The sequence below is a fragment of the Arthrobacter sp. CAN_A6 genome, from assembly GCF_015751715.1.
In the GTDB taxonomy this organism is placed as follows: domain Bacteria; phylum Actinomycetota; class Actinomycetes; order Actinomycetales; family Micrococcaceae; genus Arthrobacter_D.
In genome coordinates this window covers 188,805-212,570 of record NZ_JADOUV010000006.1, presented here as the reverse complement: position 1 = coordinate 212,570, position 23,766 = coordinate 188,805, and the positions used below count along the sequence as shown (strand labels likewise).

Below are 23,766 nucleotides of genomic sequence, written 5' to 3'. Positions count from 1 at the left end.
GGCGGGCCCCTCCGGTCCCCCTCGTTCATCCGAAGGAGCACCATGCCTTTCATCAGTGCCGATACCTCCCCCAACGGTCAAGCCGTCGAGCTGTACTACGAAGATTTCGGGGCCGGCAAGCCCGTGGTCCTGATTCATGGCTGGCCGCTCAGCGGCCGTGCCTGGGAAGGCCAGGTTCCCGCCCTCGTCGAAGCCGGATACCGGGTCATCACCTACGACCGCCGGGGATTCGGAAAGTCCTCGCAACCCTGGTCCGGCTACGACTACGACACCTTCGCCGCCGACCTCAGTGCACTCCTTGAGAAACTCGACCTGCGGGAAGTCACCCTTGTCGGTTTCTCCATGGGCGGCGGAGAACTGGCCCGGTACATCGGCACCTATGGCGACGAACGAATCGCAAAGCTCGTCTTTGCCAGCGCGGTCACACCCTACCTGTGGAAGTCCGAGGACAACCCCGAGGGCGGTGTGGACCAGAACCTCGCGGACTGGTTCGGCAACGGGCTGACGGGTGACCGTCCGGCCTTCCTCAAAGAATTCCTGACCATGTTCTTCACAGCCGGGAAACCATCTCTCCTGAACAAGCCGAAGGTCAGCGACGAGCAGCTCGCGTACAACCTGGACATTGCCGAAGCAGCCTCCCCCAAAGGGACGCTCGATGCAACGACGGCGTTCGCGACCACCGACTTCCGTCAGGACCTGGCGAAGATCGCTGTGCCGACACTCGTGATCCATGGTGATTCCGACACGATCGTTCCCTTCGAGGTCAGTGGCCAACGCACGGCCGAGGCCGTGGCCCACAGCCGGACCGTAGTCCTCAAGGACGCGCCGCACGGGTTGACCGTCACCCACAAGGAGGAATGGAACAGGCACCTGCTGGAATTCCTCGCCCGGTAGCGCACCTGGGTTCAGAACCGGCGCACTTGGTGAGGCCTGCCTGCGATCCCCTGGAGGGAGGCCTCACCTGAACAGACCTTCGGACCGCACAGGGACCTGGGTTCCTCTTGGCGGTGCGAGCCGACGACTCGCGCGTGAGACAGAACATTGTTGATGAATTGCCGTGATATAGCTTTCCTTGGGCAGCCACATACTGCCCAATTCATCAGCATTTCAAGTTCCAATGCGGATCACAAGGTCTCCAAGGGTAATATCCATGCGCGCAACTCGAACGGCTGGAACAATTGCTTTGTCGTCGGCAATTATCCTCAGCGGATTCTTCCCGACGGCGGCAAATGCGGCTCCGGTGATCATCAACCAGGACGTCAGCAATGTCGTTGCCGACAGGAATGACCAGCAGATCATCGGAGTCTTCGCGGAGATCAAAAAATTCCGGGCATCAAAGGGACTTGCTGCTGTGAAGTACAACGGAACCATCTCCTCCGTAGCGCAGGGCTGGGCGGATCACCTCGCGGCCACCGACACCTTTTATCACAACCCCGGATACTCTCGGGATGCGCGGCTCACAGGCTGGAACAAAGCCGGGGAGATCATTGCCGCCCGGTGGGACCGCAGCGCCACTGGAATCGTGCAGCAGTGGATCAATTCCCCGGGGCACAACGCGATCATGAGCGATCCACGCATGAACACCATCGGCATCGGTATCTCCTTCACTGATGGAGTTCCTTCAGTGAATCGAGATCGTTACGCCATGTACGGGGTCGTCAACTTCTTCCGGTACGAAACACCTCTTGCCGGTACGTCCACGAACCCCCAGGAATCGTGCTCGGTCGTCGGCAGTGGAGCTGTGATCTGCCAGGACAACGGTTTTGGGGGCAGCACTCCGATACCGGTTCCGACTACCCCCGCGCCAACGCCCACGCCCAGCACACCGGTCCCGACACCGGTGCCGGTTCAGAGCGAAATCGGCAAGAAGTACGCACAGCCCGGTGTCGCAGGTCTCCTCGGCAGACCGGTCAGTGGTGAGACTGTTTCCAGCAACGGTGGGAAGTACCAGACCTTCGAGAGGGGTGCCATCGTCTGGTCGCCGACGACCGGGGCCCGCATCTCCTTCGGTGGAATCCGGGCGCTGTGGAAGGCCTACGGCGCTGACAACGGCCGCTTCGGGTACCCCACCACGGATGAGATCGGTGGCCTCAGAAATGGAGGCGTGAAGCAGGATTACCAAGGCGGAACCATCGTCTGGTCACCTGCGACAGGCGCACAAATTTCAGTCGGCGCCATCCGCAACGCCTGGGCACGGGCCGGCTCCGAGAACGGCCACCTTGGCTACCCCATCACCGATGAGATCGGCATTCGGAACGGTGGCGCTTATCAGGTGTACCAAAACGGAGCTATCTTCTGGTCACCGGCTACGGGTTCGCAGATCACCTTCGGTGGAATCAAGAATGCCTGGGTAGCAACCGGCTCCGAGAACGGTCATCTCGGCTATCCGATGACTGACGAGTATTCGATCGGCAGCGGAACCATGCGCCAGAACTTCCAGGGCGGATCCATCACCTGGTACCCGACGGGAAGAATTGTCATCAACTGATAACTCAGTCGTCCGTACGACGAAGCCCACCGGAAGGGCACGATCCCGCTGATTAAGCACCTGTGGCGGCCATCCGACTCGGATGGCCGCCACAGGTGCTTAATCAGCGGAGCTGTCGTTCAGGGAACCTGTTGCTCAGGCGAAGTCCGCCGTCGCCGGATCGGCACCGATACGACCTTCAGCGCCCTTGTCGAGTGCATTGATCGCCTCGATGTCACCGTCCTCGAGCGTGACCTTCAGGGACTCGAAGTTCTCACGAATGCGGGACTCGGTCACCGACTTGGGGATGACCACGCTGCCGAGTGCGAGGTGCCAGGCGAGGACCACCTGTGCAGGGGTGGCGTTCCGCTTGGCGGCGATCTCCTGCAGTGTCGGGTCATCGAGCAGACCCTTGCCGGAGCCGAGGGGTGACCACGCCTCGTGGAGGATGCCCTTGCTCTCCTCGAACGCCCGGAGCTCGGCCTGGTTCAGGTAGGGGTGGGTCTCCACCTGGTTGATGACGGGTACGACGCCCGTGGCGTCGATGATCTCCTGAAGAGCCTCGACGGTGAAGTTGGAGACGCCGATGCTCTTGACCCGGCCCTGCTTCTGGAGCTCGACCAGGGCCTTCCAGGTGTCCACGTACTTGCCCTGCTTCGGCTGCAGCCAGTGGATCAGGTACAGGTCCAAGGTTTCCAGGCCGAGGCGCTCCATCGACTCCTCGAAGGCCTTCAGGGTGCTTTCATACCCCTGGTCGGCGTTCCACACCTTGGTGGTGATGAACATGTCATCCCGTGCCAGGCCGGACGACGCGATGGCGCGGCCCACCCCTGCCTCGTTGCCGTAGATCTTGGCGGTGTCGATGTGGCGGTAACCCACCGTGAACGCCGCGCCGACGACTTCCTCGGCGACCTTGTCCTCGACCTGCCACACGCCGTACCCGAGCTGGGGAATGGTGTGGCCGTCGTTGAACGTGAGATTCGGGGATGCGGTCAGAACATTTGGTGAAGTAGTCATATAGGCGGCAACCGGCACGGTGCCGGAATTATTTCGCGATACAGCGGAAGCCTTCCTGTTGCGCGTCTCAACCCTGGAGCTGGCGCTCCGCTTCCGCCACGTCCTCCGCCACCAGCTCGGCCCGCCGGCGAACGTTCCCGAGCCCGGCGGAAGCCACTCCCCAGCGTTCGCCGTCGAGCCGGGTCATAGCGGCGGCTTCCGCCGTCGTCGCCAGCGTATTGCCTGCCTTCGAAAGCGCCCGGTGGACCTGCACCATTGCCCCGGGGATGTCGAGTCCGCTGCTGGGCGAACGCCGCTGTGCCTCCACGCAGACGCTCCGGACCCTCGGAAGCATCTCCCCCAGCTCATTGGCGATCTCGACGAGTTCGCTGTAGACGTCGTCGTCCTCGGTGCCCTCGAGAATCTGGTGGTAGCGGTCCAGCCCGCGGCGGAAGCGGTCATGCGCCCGCCTCCAGACGCCACTGCCCAGCTCGACGTCGTCCTTGCGCCCCTGCCGGGCCGCAGCGAAGAAAGCCACCGGTTGCTAGAGGTACTGGCCGGGGCCGTGCGGATCCTCGGGCGTGAGGGACACGTTCGGCACACCCTGGACGCGCTTGGGTTCGCCGTCCTCCCCGATCACCACGCCAGGCGCGATCTGGGTACCCGGCGGCAGCTGGCGCAGCTGCAAGCGTGCGGCGAGCTGCTGGTTCGCCATGTGCTGGGCGGCGAGGGCGGTCTGGATGCCGTGGAAGAGCCCTTCGAGCCAACCGACCAACTGCGCCTGCGCCACCCTCAACTCGGCGTCGGTGGGGGCGGAGTCGTCATTGAAGGGAAGGTGGATGCGGTGCAGTTCCTCGACGAGTTCGGGGGCGAGTCCGTCCTCGAGCTCCTTCATCGAGCGTTCGTGGATGGAGGCAAGGCGGGCGCGCCCAGCGTCGTCCAGCGGCGACGATCGGACCTCCTCGAGCAACTGCTTCAGCATGGTGCCGATCCGCATGACCTTGGCAGGCTTGTCGACAAGCTCGGCGAGGGGCGCGGCCTTGCCGTCGTCGTGGGGCTGCTGTTCAGTCATGGGCCTATATTCTCACGATCGGGGAACCCATACCGGTTACGACGACGCCGGTCCGACGACGATGCCCGGCCCGGCTGCCCTGGAAAAGGCAGCCCGACCGGGCATCGTCTCGAAAGACTGCTAGCAGCAGCGCCCTTCGGGGTTCGCATCCTGGCGGTCCGTCTTGTCCCGCCAGAACTCCCGCTCCGTCATCGGGGGCTCCGCTACGTGCGTCTTCGCATGATGGTCGAGGTACGTCTGATAGGCGTTCTCACCCATTACGCCCTTGAACAGCCACGCGGCACCGCGGGCAGCCTTCCGTGCCCTTCCCAGGGCAAGGTTGATGCTCATCAGTGACCGGTCCGTACCGGACGCTTGTCGGAATCGAGCGCAGCCCACTGCGCTTCGAGCTCCTTCTCGGCAGGCGTGGCGAAGAACCCCGCAGGGGCATAGGACCGCGCGGCGACCGGTGGATCCTCGGTGTCGGTTCCACCGCCGGCACGCACCGCCTTGATGGTGGCGATGATGGCGGTGGTGATCACGATGATGGACAGCACCACGAAGATGATCGACAGCGTGCCCTGGATGAAGGTATTGCGGACCACTGCTTCCATTGCCGCCACACTCTGTGCCGTACCGAAGCTTTCCTCCCCGGCTGCCAGCGCACCCTTGAAGGCGTTGTGCTGGGCCCAGTAGCCGATGTTGGGAACGGGAGAGAAGATCTTCAGGAACGACGCCGAGATGGTCACCACGGAGGCGAACGCGAGGGGCAACGCCGGTATCCACAGGTACTTGAACACGCCCCGCTTGGCACAGATGGCCATGCAGACCGCGAGCGCAATAGCCGCAAGGAGCTGGTTCGCGATACCGAACAGCGGGAACAGGGTGTTGATCCCGCCGAGCGGATCGGTGACACCCATGATCAGGATGGCACCCCAGCCCGCCACCATGACCGCCGTACAGATCCAGGCTCCGGTCCGCCAGGAGGTGTCGCGGAAACGGGGAACGAAGTTGCCGATGCTGTCCTGCAGCATGAAGCGCGCAACGCGGGTTCCGGCGTCGACCGCGGTGAGGATGAACAGCGCCTCGAACATGATTGCGAAGTGGTACCAGAACGCCATCATTCCCGATCCACCGATCAACCCCTGCATGATCTGGGCGATACCCACGGCGAGGGTTGGTGCTCCGCCGGTGCGTGACACCACCGATTCCTCACCCACGTTGGCGGCGAGCTGGCTCAACGCTTCCGAAGTGAGGTTCACACCCGTCAGGCCAAGGCCGTTGACGAAGGCGACGGCGCCCTCGATGGTTCCGCCCGTGGCCGCAGCCGAGGAGTTCATGGCGAAGTAGATGCCGCGGTCGATCGAGAGTGCCGCGACAAGGGCCATGATCGCAACGAACGATTCCATGAGCATGCCGCCGTAGCCGATGAACCGGGTCTGGCGTTCCTTCTCGATCATCTTCGGCGTTGTCCCGGACGCGATCAGCGCGTGGAAGCCCGAGAGCGCACCGCAGGCGATGGTGACGAAGAGGAAGGGGAAGAGCGACCCCGGTACCACCGGGCCGGCGCCGGTGCTCGCGTATTCGGTCACCGCCGGCGTCGAGATCTCCGGCCGGGTGATCACGATAGCCACAGCCAGCATGACGATGGTGCCGATCTTCATGAAGGTCGAGAGGTAGTCGCGCGGTGCGAGGAGCAGCCAGACCGGGAGCACTGCGGCGATGAAGCCGTAGATGATGATGCCCCAGGCAATGGTGATCCGGTCGAGGGTGAAGATCTCGACGCCCCACGTGGTTTCGGAGATCCAGCCACCGCCGATGATGGCGAGCATCAGCAGGGCGAACCCGATGAGCGAGACTTCGGTGACCTTGCCCGGGCGCAGGTAGCGCAGGTAGACGCCCATGAACAGGGCGATGGGGATGGTCATGGAGACGGAGAACACGCCCCACGGGCTCTCGCCCAGTGCGTTGACGACCACGAGCGCGAGGATCGCGACGATGATGATCATGATGGCGAGGGTGGCGATCAGCGCCGCGGTGCCGCCGATCACGCCCAGTTCCTCGCGGGCCATCTGGCCGAGGGAGCGGCCTCCGCGCCGCATCGAGAAGAACATCACCAGATAGTCCTGCACGGCACCGGCGAGGATGACGCCGATGATGATCCAGAGGGTGCCGGGAAGGTAGCCCATCTGCGCAGCCAGCACGGGTCCGACGAGTGGGCCGGCACCGGCGATGGCTGCGAAGTGGTGACCGTACAGGACCCGGCGGTCGGTCGCTGCGTAGTCCTTGCCGTCCGCCTTGTACTCGGCCGGGGTGGCGCGGCGGTCATTCGGCTTCAGGAGCTTGCGCTCGATCAGCTTCGCGTAGAAACGGTAGGCGATGAGGTAGGTGCAGACGGCGGCGAAGACGAACCAGATGGCGTTGACGGTTTCGCCGCGCACCAGGGCCAGCATGGTCCAGGAAAAGCCGCCAAGGAGTGCGATCCCTACCCAGATCGCGATCTTCGTGGGCGTCCAGCGACGCTCTTCTTCTTCGGCCACCTGCGGGTCGACGGCGGTGGGCGGCAAATCCGGGTCGGAGACCAGCACGTCCGCGTGCTGGTGTGACCCGTTGGAATGACTCATGATGCTCCTCGGAAACGAGTGGGTTAACCACACGAAGGTAGCAACCTTAAGAGGCCTGCGTCACACGACGGGTGAGCGGTCGAAGCGAAATCGCCCAGCGGTAGGACCTGTGCGCCAGGCGGCGCCGGCAGGCACTAGTGATCGTCGTCGTTCGCGTTCGATCCCTCGCTCAGGCTCGCATGCGTGGAGGTGCGGGGATCCTCGCCCTCGTTGGCGGTGTCCTGCGGCCCGCTGTCGACGCCGTCGGGGATCTGGTCGGCAAGGTTGTCGGTGAAACTTTCCGCAGCCTGGGTCAGGCCTGTGTCCTTCTCGCCGTCGTGGTTAGCCGTCATGGTGTGCCTCCTGGATTGGCGCTGTTGCTGATCCTTCAACACTTCCACAGCGGCTCGACGACCGGAAGTCCGGATGCGCTGTCAGGCACGGTCCATTGTCAGGAGGATCTTGCCCGTATGCTCGCCCGAATCGAAATAGGCGTGCGCCGCCGAGGCCTCGCGAAGCGGAAAGGTGCGGTTGACCGCGGTCCGCACCCGCCCCGTGGCAACGAGAGGCCACACCTCACGGCCCACCGCCGCCATGATGGCGGCCTTTTCCGCGGACGGACGTGACCGCAGCGTCGTGCCGGTAACGCTTGCACGCTTGGCCATGAGGGCCCCGAGGTTCAGCTCGGCCTTCGCCCCGCCCTGCAGTCCGATGACGACGAGGCGCCCGTTCACGGCCAGGGCGTCGACATTCCGTCCAAGGTATTTCGCTCCGACGACGTCGAGGATCACGTCGACACCTGCGCCGTCGGTGGCCCGCCTCACCTCCTCGACGAAATCCTGCTCGCGGTAGTTGATCAGGGTGCGTGCTCCGAGGGATTCCGCGAACCGCAGTTTCTCGTCTGAGCCTGCCGTGACCAGCGGGACGGCGCCGAAGGCGAGCGCGAGCTGGATCGCCATGGTCCCGATACCCCCGGAAGCGCCATGGATGAGGACCGTTTCACCTGCTTCGAGGTCGGCGGACAGGAAGAGGTTGGAGTACACGGTGGCAGCGGTCTCGGGCAGGGCCGCCGCTTCCAGGAGATCCACTCCCGTCGGCGCCTCGAGAACCTGGCCTGCCGGAACCGCGACCTGCTCGGCATAGCCTCCCCCCGCCAGAAGTGCCACCACGGCAGTTCCCGTGGCGAAGCGGGACCCGTTCGAATCGGCGATACGGCCGGAAACCTCGAGTCCGGGGTATTCGGAGGCCCCGGGAGGCGGCGGGTAGACACCGAGCCGCTGCTGCACATCCGCCCGGTTCAACCCGGCAGCGACGACGTCGATCAGCACCTCCCCCTCCTTCAGGACGGGCACGGGTACGTCGGTGGGACGAAGGACCTCGGGTCCGCCGGATGAGCTGAGAACAACCGCCAACATGAGGAATTCCTTTACGGTTCGAGATTTTGGCCCAACACGTTCACCCATGAAACACTATCTCCGGGAAGGTTGTCCGAGCGGCCGATGGAGCTGGTCTTGAAAACCAGTGTGCGGTAACCCCGTACCAAGAGTTCGAATCTCTTACCTTCCGCGAGAGCGCAGAATCTGCGGTTCAGGGCCGGTTGAGGCAATCGAGGGATTGCTCCGACCGGCCTTTCTCGTCTCGTCCCGTCTCGTGGGACGGATACCCGGCCGATGCCCGCCTGACACCACACCCCAGGGGCCGGCCAATTCCCGCTCAATCCGGAATCAACCCGGATTTCACATTACTGCCGTGTCGGTAACCCGCTGTTCATTCTTCTCTGGTTTGCTTCTGCCCGGGGAACAAATGTCACATACGTCACATACGGTGTGCTCCAGGTCCGGAACACCGGATGTCCCGTAACTCATCAAGCACCACTCGCGGCTGGAATGAGCCAGGTCCAAGGAGAAATACAGCGGATGATCAATTCGTCAGTGAAGGGCGCGCTTTGTGCGGCGCTGTCGGTGGGCCTGTTGGCCGCACCGGCAACAGCACTCCCGGCAATTGCAGGGGAACTACCCGGGACGACGGCAGTTGCCGCCTCCGGCGTCATCATCAACGAGGCCTATGTCAACGGAGGAAGCGCCGGCGCTCCCTTCAAGAACAAGTTCGTGGAGCTGTACAACCCCACGGAAGCCGCAGTGAGCCTGGAGGGGTGGTCGCTGCAGTACCGCTCGGCGGGAGGAACAGGCGAGCCGGCACCGGTCAGACTCACCGGGTCCATCGCCGCCAAGGGCTACTACCTGATCCAGGGCAACTCGAACGTCGCCACGTCCACGGCCCAGCCCCTGCCGACACCGGACGCTTCCATGGGAACCTCCTGGGCCGCCGGCGGCGGAGTGCTGGTCCTTTCGGACCAGAGCACCAGCGTCGGAACGCTGCCTGTGGGTTCAACCCTGAGTCACCCTGGTGTCGTCGACCTCCTCGGCTATGACTCCACGAGCTTCGAAACCGCGAAGGCCGCCGGGCCGGGCGGTACGACGAACCCGAAGTCCATGAACCGCACAGGCTTCGTCGACACTGACAACAACGCGGCGGACTTCTCGCTTTCAGCCACTGTCACGCCGACGAATGCCTCGGGCACTGCGGGTGAGCTGCCTCCTCCGCCCGAGCCCGAAGCACCGCCCGTCCCGGGAGCCGTGGTGCCGATCCGCGACATCCAGGGAAGAAGTGCAACCTCTCCGCTGGCCGGCCAGGTGGCCACGACGCGCGGCAAGGTCACGGCGGCGTATCCCACCGGCGGGTTCGACGGGTACTTCCTCCAGACCCCCGGAACAGGTGCCAGCGCGGACCAGAGCGCCTCCGATGCGATTTTCGTCTATTCACCTCCCACGGTCGGTACCGTCGCCATCGGCGACTACGTCGAGGTCACCGGCACGGTGGGTGAGACCTTCGGGATGACCCAGCTGACCGTCGCTGCAGGCGGCGCCACGAAGATTGCCGAAGCGGCCGAAGAGGTCAAGGCGTCGGGTATCGCGCTGCCGGCCGGCGAGGTAGCCCGCGAAGCAGTTGAGGGCATGCTCCTCCAGCCGACCGATGCTTTCACGGTTGCGGACAACTACAGCCTGAACCAGTACGGCGAGATCGGTCTTGCGTCCGGATCCGCGCCGTTGCTGCAACCTACCGAGGTTGCGCGTCCGGGCACTGCGGAGAACGCCGCCGTGGTGGCTGACAACGCCGCCCGGGGCATCAAGCTCGACGACGGCGCCTCCACCAACTTCCTCTCCTCCGCGAACCAGGACCAGGTACTGCCGTATCTGACGCAGACCCAGCCGGTGCGCGCGGGATACACCGCAGGATTCACGGCGCCGGTGATTCTCGATTACCGGAACAGCGCCTGGAAGTTCCAGCCGGTGACCGAACTGAACGCCTCCAACGCGGCAGCCGTCCAGCCTGTCACGTTCTCGGGCAGCAGGCCCGCTGCTCCCGAGAATGTCGGGGGCGACCTGAAGATCGCCTCGTTCAACGTGCTCAACTACTTCTCGACAACGGGCGACCAGCTGACTGGATGCACGTACTTCAACGACCGCCAGGGCAACCCGCTGACCGTCCGTGGCGGCTGTGACGCCCGGGGCGCAGCCACGACGGCGAGTTTCGAGCGCCAGGAAGCGAAGATCGTCGCCGCGATCAGCGAGCTCGACGCCGACGTCGTCACCCTCATGGAGATCGAGAACTCGGCCAAGTTCGGCAAGGACCGCGACAGCGCCCTCGCCACCCTCACCGCTGCGCTGAACGAACGCGCGCCCGGCGTCTGGGACTACGTCCGTTCACCTGCAGCGGTTCCCGCACTGGAGAATGAGGACGTGATCCGCACGGCCCTCATCTACAAGAAGGCCGTCGCGGAGCCGGTCGACGAATCGGTCATCCTCGACGACGACGTCGCGTTCTCGAATGCCCGCAAGCCCCTTGCACAGGCCTTCCGGCCGGTCGGCGGCGGCGCGGACACCACGTTCCTCACGATCGTCAACCACTTCAAGTCGAAGGGATCACCCGCCAGTTCCGGCCCCAACGCCGACAACGGCGATGGCCAGGGCGGCTGGAACGCTGCCCGTGTCCAACAGGCGACGGCGCTGGTCGCTTTCGCCGACCGGATGAAGACCGAGGCGGGAACGGACAAGGTGTTCCTCACCGGCGACTTCAACTCCTACTCGGCCGAGGATCCGATGCAGGTTCTCTACGGAGCCGGCTACCTCAACCAGGGCGCAAAGACGGACAAGCACTCCTACGTCTTCTCCGGCCTCAGCGGCTCACTCGACCACGTGCTCGCCTCACCCGCTGCCGATGCGACTGTTGCAGGGGTGGACACCTGGAACATCAACTCGGGAGAGTCGGTGGCCCTCGAATACAGCCGGTACAACACCAACATCACCGACTACTACGCGGCTGACCCGTACCGCGCAAGCGACCACGATCCGGTGATCGTGGGAGTGGACGCTGCACCTGCTGACAGCACGAGTGAACTGAACCTCCTCAACATCAACGATTTCCATGGCCGTATCGACGCCAACACGGTGAGGTTCGCCGGCACTGTCGAGAAACTGAAAGCGGGCTTCGCCGAGGGTGACTCAGCCTTCCTGTCAGCCGGTGACAACATCGGTGCCTCCCTCTTCCCCTCCTCGCTGCAGCAGGACAAGCCGACCCTCGAGATCCTGAATGCCCTTGAGCTGCGCGCTTCGGCTGTGGGGAACCACGAGTTCGATGCGGGCACGGAGGACCTGTCGGGCCGAGTGGCCGACCTCGCGGACTTCCCGTACCTCGGCGCCAACGTCTATGCCAAGGGAACGGTCGATCCGGCGCTCGAGGAATACTCCATCATCGACGTCAGCGGAATCGACGTCGCAGTGATCGGTGTCGTGACGGAAACCACGGCGTCGCTCGTGAGTCCGGGCGGTATCGCCGGTATCGACTTCGGCGATCCCGTGGAGGCGGTGAACCGCGTCGCCAAGGAGATCGAGGCACAGGACCTCGCCGATGTGATTGTCGCCGAGTACCACGACGGCGCCGGAGACGGCGTGGTCGAAGGAGCCACCATCGAGCAGGAGATCGCGGCAGGCGGATCCTTTGCCAGGATTGCGACGGAGACCTCGCCCCTGGTCGATGCCATCTTCACCGGCCACACCCACAAGCAGTACGCGTGGGACGGCCCGGTTCCGGGTGTCGAGGGCAAGACCCGCCCCATCCTGCAGACGGGCTCCTACGGCGAGTTCGTCGGTCAGATCACCCTGACCGTCGACGACGCCACAGGGGACGTCCAGGCGTACACCGCGCAGAACGTTGCACGGACCACCGACACCGACGCGTCGCTCACTTCCACCTTCCCCCGCGTCGCCGAGGTCAAGCGCATTGTGGACAGCGCACTCGCCCAGGCCGCAGTCATCGGCAACCAGCCGGTCGGTTCGGTCACCGCTGACATCACGACGGCGTTCACGGGAACCGGCCGCGACGACCGCGGGTCGGAATCGACCCTCGGAAACCTTGTAGCCGATTCCCTCCGCTCGAGCCTCGGTTCGGCGGAACGCGGCGCAGCCGAAATCGGCGTGGTCAATCCGGGTGGGCTCCGCAACGAGCTCTACCATTCCCCGGACGGTGTGGTGACCTTCGCCGAGGCCAACGCCGTCCTGCCCTTCGTGAACGACCTCTGGACCACCACCCTGACCGGTGCGCAGTTCAAGGAGGTCCTGGAGCAGCAGTGGCAGCCGGACGGCAACTCGCGCAGCTTCCTGGCGCTCGGCCTGTCCGACAACGTCAGCTACACCTACGATCCCGCTCTTGAGCGTGGGTCCCGCATCACGTCGGTGACCGTCGATGGTTCGCCCCTCGACCCTGCACGCGCCTACCGGATGGGCACCTTCAGCTTCCTGGCGCAGGGTGGCGATAACTTCACGGTTTTCCGTCAAGGTACCGACACCCGTGAATCGGGCCTCGTGGACCGGGATGCCTGGATCGACTACATCAAGGCCAACAGCCCGCTCTCGCCGTCGTTCGATCGGCGCGGAGTGGTTGTCCAGGGCGCCCCGTCCGCAGTCCGGGCCGGGGATGCAGTGTCCTTCAACGTCTCGAAGCTGGATATCACTTCCCTGGGGAGCCCGGTCAACACCTCGCTCACGGCGAAGTACGTTGCGGCTGACGGCTCGTCGACCGATCTCGGATCGTTCCCGGTCAGCGGCGGTGCCGCGTCGGTGACCGTTACGGTTCCGGCTGGCGCGAGCGGTGCGGGCAGCATCGTCCTGGTGGCAGGTGGATCACAGACCACCGTCACCCTGCCTGTGACGGTTGAAGCGGTGATCCCCGAGGTGCCGGTGGAACCGGCACTGCCGATCTGTGGCAAGGACAAGCCCGGCAAGGGAGCCGAGCCCGACAAGGGCACGGACGCGTCCGAAATGGTTAAGCCCGAGAAGCAGGGCAAGAAGTGCACGCCTCCCGGAAAGGCAAAGGGCTAACTGACGCCCGACCGAGAATCGGCAGGACCCCCGCGGTAGTTCGTGGGGGTCCTGCCCTTTAACAGCCCTCCGACGTTCCCTTGCTTCCCGCCGGGACCGGCTCAGCTCTGGTGCTGGGGCACTTCCCGTGCTGCGGACGCGGTAAGACTGGTGACAATGGCCCTCGCGATGTCGTCGGCGTCGCGCAGGGTCCGGGCGCCGGCCTCGAGGGAAGCGCCGGCCTCGGCCGCAATGGCTGTCCCCCACTGCACCGAGGCGAGCTGCAGCCCGATCACGAAAAAGTCCTCCTGGACCCCGCCGGCGCCGTTGAGCGCACGGTAGGGGGGCGCTGTCACGTCGAGGCCGCCCGACGCCACCGGCACGCCGTCCTCAGCCAGAAAGAGATGCGGCCTCACCACCTTGTCAGCGATCAACTGGCGCAGAAGCACTGAAACGCTCGTGGACACCCGGTTCGCCGGCATCATCGCCTCCACCAGGTAGCGGGCGGTGAATTCGGTACCCACCCACGGTGATACGGCCCGGAACAAGCCTTCCTCGGTATCGACGCCGAACTTCGGGTTCGGTCCCACGAAATGCACGAGTCCGGCCCGTACGAGCGCCGCCAGCTGAAGGATCCGCTGCAACGGGGGCCCGCTCACAAGTCCCTCGACCAACGGTTCGAACCAACCACGCAGCTCAGCCGTCCAGGCGGCGTCGGTCAGCCCGCCGTCGGCGGCAGCCTGTTTGATCATCGACCGGCCGGCGGTCAGTGCTCGAATGGCCGCTTTCAGTGGATCATCGACGCCAGGAGCGGAACCTGCGGCGTCGGCATCGAGATACTTTAGGACGGCGTCGTCGAAGGATCCGCCGCCCTCGAAGTGTCGCCCGGCGAAGGGGTGTCCCAGTGCTTCGACGTCGAGCTGGAGTGCGGCAGGCACCGCCTGATCCAGCACCTCGCCCAGCGCATGGTGCCACTCCGTCCCCGGGCGATCGAGGGCCCGGCGCACCGCGGCAAGGACCTCCGCCGGAGGCCTGAGCAGCGCCTGGGGATTCACCCGCGCCAGGGAGCCGTAGTACGCCCACAGCACGTCGCGGTGCAGCAGCGGCCAGAAGTCGTGGTCGAAGCCGGGCTGGATGCCCGACAGGGCGAACGCCGCCAGCGACTCCGGGGTGCAGTAGGGCGCCAAGGAAGAGGAGTGCTCTCCATGCTCCATGGAAAGGCCGGGGCCGCGTGCTGCTGCCCGTGCCCGATAGGGCGCCCCCCGGCGCGACGCGGCGATGATCCGGGGTTCCCTGCCCGACGCCGCATAGACCAGCCGGCCGTCGCTGTCCTCGGTGAACCGGCCGCCGCGGCCCTCCGTCAGCTGGATCATGGCGTCGAAGAAGTTCAGCCCCAGGCCCCTGACCAGCACGGGCTTGCCGGCGGGCAGTCGTTTCCAGTCGACGTCGGCGGGCACTGCCGGCGGCCAGTACTGCAGGCCGTAACGTGCGGCGGCGTCCTGCAGCTTTTCCTGCTCGGGCGTCAGCTTCGCGGGCAGATGCCCTGCCGCGAGGACCACGGCGTCGACCGCCAGGCAGGCGCCGTCGTCGAGCTGGAGCACCCATTCCTCGCCCTGCCGGCGAGCGCCCAGCACCTCCGCCGCATGATGAACGACGACGACGGCCTCGCCTGCGTACTCCACCAGCTGCTGGAACACCCAGGCGAGGTACCGGCCGTACAACCTCCGGCTCGGGAAGTCCTCCGCGCCAAGGCTTCGCGCCTCCGCAGCGTCGTCGGCAGGAAGCTCGGAAAGGGCACCGGAGGCCGCGATCTCGCGCCACTGGTCGAAACTGAGGTGCACGGAGGAAGCCGGCAGCGCCTGAGCCGCGTTCCCCACGGGTACCACGGTGGGGAACCGTGACGGCGTGTTCATGAGGAAGAGCCTCGACTGGTCGGTGCGCCAGACATGGCCGGGCCCGGGTTCAAAGGGGTCGATGACGTGGAGAACGAGCTGCATTCCGGCGGCGTCGGCCTGGCCCACGTGGGCGATCAGGCGTTCGACCACCGACGTTCCGCGGGGGCCGCCGCCGATCACGGCCACCTCTGCTCTCCCCCGGTTGATCATGGCTCCACCCTATCCAATGCGTATTACCCGATGAGCCGCCACCGGACTGCCGTGCCGGGATGATTCCGATTCTGTCTAGGATTGCTGGATGACGCATTCCACAGAACAGCGCCCACCCGCATCCACTGATGAGTTCCTCTGGCTTGAAGACATTTACGGCGACCGGCCGCTGGAGTGGGTCCGGGCGCAGAATGCACTGACCGAGGAGAAGCTCATCACCCCGGGCTTTCTGGACATGGAAGCAAAGGTCCTCGAGGTTCTCGATTCCACCGACCGGATCCCCATGGCCACCAAACGGGGAGCGTACTACTACAACTTCTGGCGGGATGCGGGGCACCCCAAGGGGCTGTGGCGCCGCACCACGTGGGAAAACTACACCACCGCCGCGCCGGACTGGGAGGTGCTGGTCGACGTCGACGCGCTCAGTGCAGGCGAGGGCGAGGAGTGGGTCTGGGGCGGAGCGCTATTCCTCCGGCCGCCATCCGGTGAGGATTACCGCCGCGTGCTCGTGGCGCTGTCCCCGGACGGCGGGGACGCCACCCGCTACCGGGAATATGACATCGAGGACCGCTCCTTCGTGGACGGTGGTTTCGACATTCCGACAGCCAAGAGCCGGATCAGCTGGGCGGGGCCGGACACCCTGAATGTGGCAACGGACTTCGGCCCCGGCACCCTGACCTCCAGCTCCTATCCCCGCACCGTCCGCCGGCTTCAGCGTGGCCAGGCGCTGGAGGACTCCGAACTGTATTTCGAGATTCCGGGACACCACATGATGGCCCTGGTGATCCGCGACCAGACGCCGGGTTTCGAGCGCGACGTCGCAGTGGACACCATCGACTTCTATTCGAGCCGCACGCACGTGAGGATCGACGGCGAATGGGTGCACCTGGATGTGCCCGAGGACGTGAACGTCTCCCTCCACCGGCAGTGGCTCATCTGCCGTCCCCGGACCGACTGGGCCTGTGGGGGCGAGAACTACGCTGCCGGCTCGCTGCTGGTCATCGGGCTGGACGATTTCCTTGCCGGCGACCGCTCGTTCACCTGCGTCTTCACGCCGGATGCCGCCACCTCGCTGCAGTCGTGGAGCTGGACTCGCGACTACCTGCTCCTCAACCTGCTGCGGGATGTATCATCCGAAATTCGCATCCTCGACCCGGCCAGGAGCTGGACTGCGAGCCTCCTCGATGCGTGCCCTCCCCTCCACGCCGTGGACGCGTTCGCCGTGGATGACGAGGACCCGGAATCGGGCAACGACTACTGGCTCGTGGCCACGGGTTTCCTCACGCCCTCGGCGCTGTACCGGGGGGAGATCGGCGGCAGTCACCGGCAGGTCAAGGCGACGCCGTCGTTCTTCGACGAGGGCGCATTCGAGGTCGAGCAGCATTTCGCGGTGTCCGAGGACGGTACCCGGGTGCCCTACTTCCAGGTGGCAGCGAAGGATATGGTGCTCGACGGCGGCAACCCCACCCTGCTGTCCGGGTATGGAGGCTTTGAGCATTCGATGACCCCTGCCTACAGCGGCGTGGTGGGTCGGGGCTGGCTGGAGCGGAGAACGGACGACGGACGCCGGGGAGTCTACGTCCTCGCGAACATCCGCGGTGGCGGCGAGTACGGGCCGCAGTGGCACCGGGCGGCCCTGCACTCCAATCGGCACCGGGCGTATGAGGACTTCGCGGCGATCGCCAGGGACCTGGTACGGCGCAACGTCTGCACGCCTGCACTGCTGGGTTGTACCGGGCGCAGCAATGGCGGCCTGCTGGTGGGCAACATGCTCGCCACCTACCCCGATCTCTTTGGAGCCATATCCTGCGGTGTTCCGCTGCTGGACATGCGCCGGTACACCAAACTGTCGGCCGGTTTCTCGTGGATCGCCGAATACGGCGACCCGGACAAGCCGGAGGAATGGGAGTACGTGCGGACCTTCTCGCCGTACCACCTGGTACGCCCCGGCACCGCTTATCCCGAGACGCTGATCTGGACGGCGACGAGCGATGACCGCGTGGGACCCGTCCAGGCCCGCAAGCTGGCCGCCCGGATGAAGGACATGGGGGTGGGGAACGTGTGGTTCCACGAAGCGCTGGAGGGCGGCCATGCCGGTGCCTCCGACAACCGGCAGGCCGCGAGGATGCACGTGATGACCTACGAGTTCCTGTGGGAGGCGTTGACGCGCCACGCCTAGCCAGGACCGATCCGACGGTTTTGCTCTTGTGTGCCCCTTCTGGGTAACCTTGGGGAGCTAGCGATAGCAATTGGAGACGTGCCAGAGCGGCCGAATGGGCTTCACTGCTAATGAAGTGTGGGCCAAAAGTCCACCGGGAGTTCAAATCTCCCCGTCTCCGCGTCAGGGCCCCCTAGGAATAGGGGGCCCTTTTGCATGGGTATCGTCTCGCGGGTCAGGCCCGCGGGTCAGGCACGTACGTCAGGCCCGCAGGGCAAGGGCGAACGGCAGCACCGACTCCGCGCCCGCCATCCTCAACGCGCGCCCTGCCACGGTGATGGTCCAGCGGCTGTCCGCGAGATCGTCGACCAGCAACACCGGTCCCTGGTTGGCTGCGAACCAGGCCTGGCCTTCGGCCGGAACACTGAACCGGTCCCACACCGAGGCGAGCCGGAAGGCGCTGTTGCCGCCCGGCTGCCCGGCGGGCCAGCCCTCCGGAGTACCCAGTACACCGAGAAAAGGTATCTTCCCCACACCGGCGAGCGCCTGCGCGAGGGACCCGATGAGTTGGGGGCGCCGCCGTGAGGGCATCGCGACCACCGCAACGGGCCGGGCATCCCAGTTCCACTGGGACAGGACCCGGATGCAGGCGTCGATCACGGCCGGGTCCAACGGGGCATCAGGGCTCGCGTCGGCCAGAAGCTCCCGCAGCCGGTTCCCCCACCCGAGGTCGGTCATGCGGGCAAGCGCCCGCCCGGTCCCCACCAACTCACCGGGCTTGAGCTTGCCCTTGACCTGCACTCCCAGTTTGTCCATGCCGCTGGGCCACTGCCCGCGTGGCTCGAGCTCCACGCCCACCCGGCTCAGCGCCTGACCCGCATTGTCGGATGCGTCGTGCCCGATATCGTCGGAGTACCAAGGCCCGGCGCAGTTGTCGCAGCGGCCGCAGGGTGACGCCGTCGGGTCATCGAGGGAGCGCGCGAGGAATTCCATCCGGCATGCCGAAGTGTTTTCGTAGTCGAGCATCGCGCGCTGCTCGGCGATCCGCGCCTCACTGATCCGTCGGTACCTTTCGGCGTCGTAGACCCACGCGCGGCCGGTGGCCTCCCAGCCTCCCGATACCTTCCGCACGGCGCCGTCGACGTCGAGCACCTTGAGCAGCAGCTCCAAAGGCGACCTCTTGAGGTTGACCCGCGCCTCCAGGGCAGGTGTCGAGAGAACGATCCCGGGCTCCAGCGCCCCGAGGACCTGCTGTGCAGAATCCTCGGAGGGCATCGAGGAGGTGGCGAAGTATTCCCAGATGTCCTGGTCCTCGGCACCGGGCAGCAGCAGCACATCGGCATTGGGCGTACCGCGACCGGCCCGGCCCACCTGCTGGTAGTACGCCACGGGTGAGGAGGGTGCACCGAGGTGAACCACGAAACCGAGGTCGGGCTTGTCGAATCCCATTCCCAGCGCACTCGTGGCGATCAGGGCCTTGACCTCGTTCTGCTTCAGCGCCGACTCGGCCGCCTCCCGGTCCACAGAGTCAGTCCGCCCGGTGTATGCCCGTACCGCGTGGCCGTTCTCGCGGAGGAGCCGTGCGGTGTCCTCGGCCGCGGACACGGTGAGGGCGTAGATGATTCCGCTCCCCGGAAGGGAATCCAGGTGGGTCAGAAGCCAGGCAAGCCGCGATCGCGGGCTCGGCAGGCGCAGGACGCCCAGCCGCAGTGATTCCCGCGCAAGCTTCCCCCGCAGCGTGAAGACATCGGTGCCGCCGGTGCCCAACTGCTCCTCGACGTCCTTCACCACCCGGGAGTTGGCAGTGGCCGTGGTGGCAAGCACCGGCACGCCCTCGGGGAGCGCCGCAATGAGCTCGCGCAGCCTGCGGTAGTCAGGGCGGAAGTCGTGGCCCCAATCGGAGATGCAGTGTGCCTCATCGATCACCAGCAGCCCGGTGCGGCGCATCAGCTCGGGCAGGTGGCGTTCCCGGAATGCCGGGTTGTTCAGCCGCTCCGGCGACACCAGGAGAACGTCCACCTCATTGGCGTCGAGCTTCGCGGTGATGTCGTCCCAGTCGGTCTGGTTGGCGGAATTGATGGCCTCCGCGTGCACCCCGGCACGGACTGCGGCGGCTACCTGGTCACGCATGAGCGCCAGCAGGGGGGACACGATCAGGGTGGGGCCCGCGCCGCGGTTCCTCAGCAGCAGGCTCGCCACGAAGTAGACGGCGGACTTGCCCCACCCTGTGCGCTGGACGACCAGTGCCCGCCGGCCTCCTTCGACGAGCGCCTCGATCGCTTCGAACTGGCCTTCGTGAAAACCTGCGTCCGCGTTGCCGACCAGCGATTGCAGCATGCTGGTGGCCTGGTCCCGAAGAAGTGCTGTCTGTGGCATGTTGCCAAGTATTCCAGCCGCTACTGCCATTCCAGGCGGCGGGGCAGGGGTATGTGGGCAACCCGACGGACGGCACACGCCGGCCGAATGGCCCATGGGGGAGCGATCCTCCAACAGTTAGACTTCAAACCGTGAACAAAACCTTCGATCTTTCTGCTTCATTCAAGGCCTATGACGTACGGGGTATCGTCGGCGAAACCATCACGGTGGAAACCGTGACTGCAGTGGGTGCGGCCTTCGTCGATTCCCTCGATCTGGCGGGCGAGTCGATCCTGGTCGGCGGGGACATGCGTCCGTCGTCGCCGGAATTCTCCAGCGCCTTCGCGAAAGGTGCCACCCGGCGCGGAGCCGATGTGGTGCTGCTCGATCTCATCTCGACCGATGAGCTCTACTACGCCAGCGGGACGCTCGACGCCGCCGGCGTCACTTTCACCGCGAGCCACAACCCGGCCCAGTACAACGGCATGAAAATGACCCGTCCCGGCGCCGTCCCCCTGTCCTCCGAGACCGGGCTCAAGGAGATCCAGAGCCTCGCCGAGCGATACCTCGACGAGGGGACCATTCCCGAGGTCGCCGAACCCGGCTCCATCAGCGTGCGCGACGTCCTGCCGGGGTACTCCCGCTTCCTGCGCTCGCAGGTGGACCTCTCCTCCCTGCGCCCGCTCAAGGTGGTGGTCGACGCCGGCAACGGAATGGCCGGCCTGACCACGCCCGCGGTCCTCGGCGACCGCCTCCTGCCGGCGTTGCCGCTGGAGATCGTCCCGCTGTATTTCGAGCTGGACGGCACGTTCCCCAACCACCCGGCCAACCCACTCGAACCGGAGAACCTCCTCGATCTGCAGGCGGCCGTCGTGCGGCACGGCGCCGACATCGGCATCGCGTTCGACGGCGACGCCGACCGCTGCTTCATCATCGATGAAAAGGGGGCACCGGTCTCCCCCAGTGCCGTCACCGCCATGATCGCCCGCCGGGAAATCACCCGTGCCCAGGCAGGCGGCGAGGAAACCCCCGTGATCATCCACAACCTCATCACGTCCCGCGCCGTGCCCGAACTCGTTGCACGCGAGGGAGGACGACCGGTGCGCACCCGCGTGGGGCACTCCTTCATCAAGGCAGTGATGGCGGAAGAGGGAGCCGTCTTCGGAGGTGAGCACTCCGCCCACTACTACTTCCGTGACTTCTGGAACGCCGACACCGGAATGCTCGCCGCCATGCACGTCCTCGCCGAGCTCGGCGCACAGGACGGCCCGCTGTCCGAACTCGGCCGCGAGTACGAACCGTACTTCTCCTCGGGGGAGGTCAACTCGAAGGTCGAGGATCTCCCTGCCGCGATCGGGCGTGCCCGGGCAGAGTTCGAAACCGACGGCGTGGTGGTCGACGAACTCGACGGCGTCACGTTCACACCGGACCACGGGAAGTGGTGGTTCAACCTGCGCGCCTCCAACACGGAGCCCTACCTGAGGCTGAACGCCGAGGCGGTGGACCCGGCAACGCTCCGCCAGGTCGTGGACCGGGTGCTCGCCCTGGTCCGGCAGTAATTCCAATCCGGCCATAAGTCCGGTCCGGCAATAGGTCCGGCGGAGACCGTGGCCCTCGAAAGTAGAACGGCCTCGCTGCTTCCAGGTCAGGAAGTAGCGAGGCCGTTCTTCTGCCGGAACCGTCAGACCGCGCTGAACCGTTCCTTCAGCTCGTTGAGCTGATCCGTCAGTTGCTCCGGCAACGAGTCCCCGAAGCGGCTGTACCACTCCTCGATACCCTCCAGTTCGGCTGCCCACTCCGCGGAGTCCACGTGCACGGCGGCCTCTACTTCGGCCGGGGTCATATCGAGTCCCGTCAGGTCGAGGGCATCGCCGGTCGGAACGAAGCCGATGGGCGTCTCGACGGCGTCTGCGGTTCCCTCCAGGCGCTCGATGACCCACTTGAGGACGCGGGAGTTGTCACCGAACCCGGGCCAGGCGAATCCGCCGTCGGCCGTCCGCCGGAACCAGTTGACCAGGAAGATCTTGGGCAGGCGCTCCTGGTCGGCCTTCGCGCTCAGGTCGATCCAGTGCCGCAGGTAGTCGCCGGCGTCGTATCCGATGAAGGGAAGCATCGCCATCGGATCCCGCCGCACCCGGCCCACCTCGCCCGCTGCTGCGGCCGTCGTCTCCGAGGACAGGGTGGAACCCATGAAGATTCCGTTGGCCCAGCTCCGGGACTGCGTCACCAGCGGGACCGTGGTCTTCCGCCGCCCACCGAAGAGGATGGCTGACAGCTCAACGCCCTCGGGCCGGTTGAATTCCTCCGCCAGCATGTCGATCTGGTCGATCGGGGTGCAGAAGCGGGCATTCGGATGAGCTGCCGTGCGTCCTGACTCCGGTGTCCAGTCGTTTCCCTGCCAGTCGGTCAGGTGCTCCGGCACTTCCTTCGTCATGCCCTCCCACCACACACCGCCGTCGTCGGTCAGTGCCACGTTGGTGAAGATGGAGTTGCCCTTGGCGATGGCGCGCATCGCGTTCGGGTTCGTGTGCCAGCCGGTGCCCGGAGCGACGCCGAAGAGACCCGCCTCCGGATTCACCGCGCGCAGCTCGCCTTCCTTGCCGAAGCGCATCCAGGTGATGTCGTCACCCAGCGTTTCGACCTTCCATCCGTCGATCGTGGGATCGAGCAACGCGAGGTTGGTCTTGCCGCAGGCCGACGGGAAGGCAGCCGACAGGTAGTAGGTCTTCTCCTGCGGTGAGGTGAGCTTGAGGATCAGCATGTGCTCAGCCAGCCAGCCCTCATCGCGTGCCATCACGGAGGCGATGCGCAGCGCGTAGCACTTCTTCCCGAGCAGGGCGTTGCCGCCGTACCCCGAGCCGAAGGACCAGATGGAACGCTCTTCGGGGAAGTGCACGATCCACTTCTCCTCGTTGCAGGGCCAGGGCACGTCCTCCTCGCCCTCCGCCAGCGGGGCTCCGAGGGAGTGGAGGGCCGGCACGAATTCCGCGTCGAGCTCGGTGATCCGGTCCAGGACCTCGGTGCCGATGGTGGCCATGATGCGCATGGAGGCCACCACGTAGGCACTGTCGGTGATTTCGACGCCGAACTTCGGGTCCTCGGCATCGAGGTGTCCCATGACGAAGGGGATCACGTACATGGTGCGGCCGCGCATGCAGCCCGAGAAGAGCCCGCGCAGCTTCTCCTTCATCTGCACGGGATCCATCCAGTTGTTCGTGAACCCGGCCTCGCGCTCGTCCTTGGAACAGATGAACGTCTGCTCCTCCACGCGCGCGACGTCAGCGGGGTCGGAGAACGCCGCAAAAGAATGCGGAAAGGTCTCGGGATTCAAGCGGACGAGGGTGCCTCCGTCAACGAGCTCGTCGGTGAGCCGGTTGTTTTCCTCCTTGGAGCCATTCACCCAGTACACGCTGGCGGGTTGCGTCATTTCGGCGACTTCACGAACCCAGGCAAGCAGCGCTGAGTGGGTGGTCGGCGCGGCATGGCTACCCGCAGCAGATCCGGAAGCATTCGCCTCGCTCCGGTCGGCGGTAGTCTGACTTTCTTCAACCTGCTGGCGCACGGGATCGCCCATTACTCTTCCCCTTCGTTGGGTGGCTGGTGTGTATTGATGCT

General features: G+C 65.5%; 15 protein-coding genes and 2 tRNA genes. 7 read left to right on the top strand and 10 right to left on the bottom strand.

Annotated elements, in window-relative coordinates:
• Positions 1–42: 42 nt before the first annotated feature.
• Both IWX75_RS11950 and IWX75_RS11945 read left to right on the top strand, forming a co-directional pair.
• Positions 43–894: an alpha/beta fold hydrolase gene (locus IWX75_RS11950; protein ID WP_196822455.1), complete on the top strand. Its 852-nt coding sequence runs from the start codon at positions 43–45 to the stop codon at positions 892–894.
• 256 nt (positions 895–1,150) lie between these two features.
• Positions 1,151–2,488, top strand: a complete 1,338-nt coding sequence (locus IWX75_RS11945) for a CAP domain-containing protein (protein ID WP_196822454.1) — start codon at positions 1,151–1,153, stop codon at positions 2,486–2,488.
• A 135-nt stretch (positions 2,489–2,623) separates the two neighbouring features.
• Here IWX75_RS11945 and IWX75_RS11940 read toward each other — a convergent pair whose 3' ends face one another.
• The 7 genes from IWX75_RS11940 to IWX75_RS11910 form a co-directional block, all read right to left on the bottom strand.
• Positions 2,624–3,463 carry an aldo/keto reductase gene (locus IWX75_RS11940; protein WP_334684304.1) on the bottom strand — a complete coding sequence of 280 codons (840 nt, stop codon included), beginning with the start codon at positions 3,461–3,463 and terminating at the stop codon, positions 2,624–2,626.
• Positions 3,464–3,551: 88 nt separating this feature from the next.
• Positions 3,552–4,001 (bottom strand): hypothetical protein, encoded by a 450-nt coding sequence (locus IWX75_RS11935; protein ID WP_196822452.1) that lies wholly within the window; start codon positions 3,999–4,001, stop codon positions 3,552–3,554.
• 6 nt (positions 4,002–4,007) lie between these two features.
• Entirely contained in the window at positions 4,008–4,535 is a 528-nt protein-coding gene (locus IWX75_RS11930; protein ID WP_196822451.1) for a bacterial proteasome activator family protein, read from the bottom strand.
• Between the two features lie 120 nt (positions 4,536–4,655).
• A complete protein-coding gene (locus tag IWX75_RS11925; protein ID WP_196822450.1) occupies positions 4,656–4,865 on the bottom strand; it encodes a YbdD/YjiX family protein in 210 nt (69 codons plus the stop codon).
• The gene (locus tag IWX75_RS11920) at positions 4,865–7,138 is read right to left on the bottom strand and encodes a carbon starvation CstA family protein (RefSeq protein WP_196822449.1); all 2,274 of its coding nucleotides are present in this window, start codon (positions 7,136–7,138) and stop codon (positions 4,865–4,867) included. Before IWX75_RS11920 ends, IWX75_RS11925 begins: the two co-directional genes overlap by 1 nt.
• Positions 7,139–7,272: 134 nt before the next feature.
• Positions 7,273–7,470 (bottom strand): hypothetical protein, encoded by a 198-nt coding sequence (locus tag IWX75_RS11915; RefSeq protein WP_196822448.1) that lies wholly within the window; start codon positions 7,468–7,470, stop codon positions 7,273–7,275.
• Between the two features lie 81 nt (positions 7,471–7,551).
• The gene (locus tag IWX75_RS11910) at positions 7,552–8,532 is read right to left on the bottom strand and encodes an NAD(P)H-quinone oxidoreductase (RefSeq protein WP_196822447.1); all 981 of its coding nucleotides are present in this window, start codon (positions 8,530–8,532) and stop codon (positions 7,552–7,554) included.
• A gap of 63 nt (positions 8,533–8,595) precedes the next feature.
• Here IWX75_RS11910 and IWX75_RS11905 point away from each other — a divergent pair.
• Together IWX75_RS11905 and IWX75_RS11900 are read left to right on the top strand one after the other, a co-directional pair.
• A tRNA-Ser gene (locus IWX75_RS11905) sits at positions 8,596–8,683 on the top strand.
• 350 nt (positions 8,684–9,033) lie between these two features.
• Positions 9,034–13,554, top strand: a complete 4,521-nt coding sequence (locus IWX75_RS11900) for an ExeM/NucH family extracellular endonuclease (protein ID WP_334684294.1) — start codon at positions 9,034–9,036, stop codon at positions 13,552–13,554.
• A 101-nt stretch (positions 13,555–13,655) separates the two neighbouring features.
• On the opposite strand, the gene IWX75_RS11895 is transcribed toward IWX75_RS11900, so the two are convergent.
• A complete protein-coding gene (locus tag IWX75_RS11895; RefSeq protein WP_196822445.1) occupies positions 13,656–15,638 on the bottom strand; it encodes an FAD/NAD(P)-binding protein in 1,983 nt (660 codons plus the stop codon).
• 88 nt (positions 15,639–15,726) lie between these two features.
• Here IWX75_RS11895 and IWX75_RS11890 point away from each other — a divergent pair, with 88 nt between their 5' ends.
• The gene (locus tag IWX75_RS11890; protein ID WP_196822444.1) at positions 15,727–17,817 is read left to right on the top strand and encodes a prolyl oligopeptidase family serine peptidase; all 2,091 of its coding nucleotides are present in this window, start codon (positions 15,727–15,729) and stop codon (positions 17,815–17,817) included.
• Positions 17,818–17,889: 72 nt separating this feature from the next.
• Positions 17,890–17,977: transfer RNA gene (locus IWX75_RS11885), tRNA-Ser, on the top strand.
• 80 nt (positions 17,978–18,057) lie between these two features.
• Here the strand turns inward: IWX75_RS11885 and IWX75_RS11880 are convergent.
• Positions 18,058–20,172 carry a RecQ family ATP-dependent DNA helicase gene (locus IWX75_RS11880; protein ID WP_196822443.1) on the bottom strand — a complete coding sequence of 705 codons (2,115 nt, stop codon included), beginning with the start codon at positions 20,170–20,172 and terminating at the stop codon, positions 18,058–18,060.
• Between the two features lie 131 nt (positions 20,173–20,303).
• Here IWX75_RS11880 and IWX75_RS11875 point away from each other — a divergent pair, with 131 nt between their 5' ends.
• Positions 20,304–21,710 (top strand): phosphomannomutase/phosphoglucomutase, encoded by a 1,407-nt coding sequence (locus tag IWX75_RS11875; RefSeq protein WP_196822442.1) that lies wholly within the window; start codon positions 20,304–20,306, stop codon positions 21,708–21,710.
• 122 nt (positions 21,711–21,832) lie between these two features.
• Here the strand turns inward: IWX75_RS11875 and IWX75_RS11870 are convergent, their stop codons facing one another.
• Entirely contained in the window at positions 21,833–23,725 is a 1,893-nt protein-coding gene (locus IWX75_RS11870) for a phosphoenolpyruvate carboxykinase (GTP) (RefSeq protein WP_196822441.1), read from the bottom strand.
• Between the last annotated feature and the right edge of the window lie 41 nt (positions 23,726–23,766).

Excerpts from the sequence above, each read along its gene's own strand:
- IWX75_RS11925 (WP_196822450.1), bottom strand. The coding sequence starts at position 4,865 with ATGAGCATCAACCTTGCCCTGGGAAGGGCACGGAAGGCTGCCCGCGGT.
- IWX75_RS11895 (WP_196822445.1), bottom strand. The coding sequence starts at position 15,638 with ATGATCAACCGGGGGAGAGCAGAGGTGGCCGTGATCGGCGGCGGCCCC.
- IWX75_RS11880 (WP_196822443.1), bottom strand. The coding sequence starts at position 20,172 with ATGCCACAGACAGCACTTCTTCGGGACCAGGCCACCAGCATGCTGCAA.
- IWX75_RS11945 (WP_196822454.1), top strand. The coding sequence starts at position 1,151 with ATGCGCGCAACTCGAACGGCTGGAACAATTGCTTTGTCGTCGGCAATT.
- IWX75_RS11900 (WP_334684294.1), top strand. The coding sequence starts at position 9,034 with ATGATCAATTCGTCAGTGAAGGGCGCGCTTTGTGCGGCGCTGTCGGTG.
- IWX75_RS11870 (WP_196822441.1), bottom strand. The coding sequence starts at position 23,725 with ATGGGCGATCCCGTGCGCCAGCAGGTTGAAGAAAGTCAGACTACCGCC.
- IWX75_RS11890 (WP_196822444.1), top strand. The coding sequence starts at position 15,727 with ATGACGCATTCCACAGAACAGCGCCCACCCGCATCCACTGATGAGTTC.
- IWX75_RS11930 (WP_196822451.1), bottom strand. The coding sequence starts at position 4,535 with ATGACTGAACAGCAGCCCCACGACGACGGCAAGGCCGCGCCCCTCGCC.
- IWX75_RS11910 (WP_196822447.1), bottom strand. The coding sequence starts at position 8,532 with ATGTTGGCGGTTGTTCTCAGCTCATCCGGCGGACCCGAGGTCCTTCGT.
- IWX75_RS11915 (WP_196822448.1), bottom strand. The coding sequence starts at position 7,470 with ATGACGGCTAACCACGACGGCGAGAAGGACACAGGCCTGACCCAGGCT.
- IWX75_RS11920 (WP_196822449.1), bottom strand. The coding sequence starts at position 7,138 with ATGAGTCATTCCAACGGGTCACACCAGCACGCGGACGTGCTGGTCTCC.
- IWX75_RS11950 (WP_196822455.1), top strand. The coding sequence starts at position 43 with ATGCCTTTCATCAGTGCCGATACCTCCCCCAACGGTCAAGCCGTCGAG.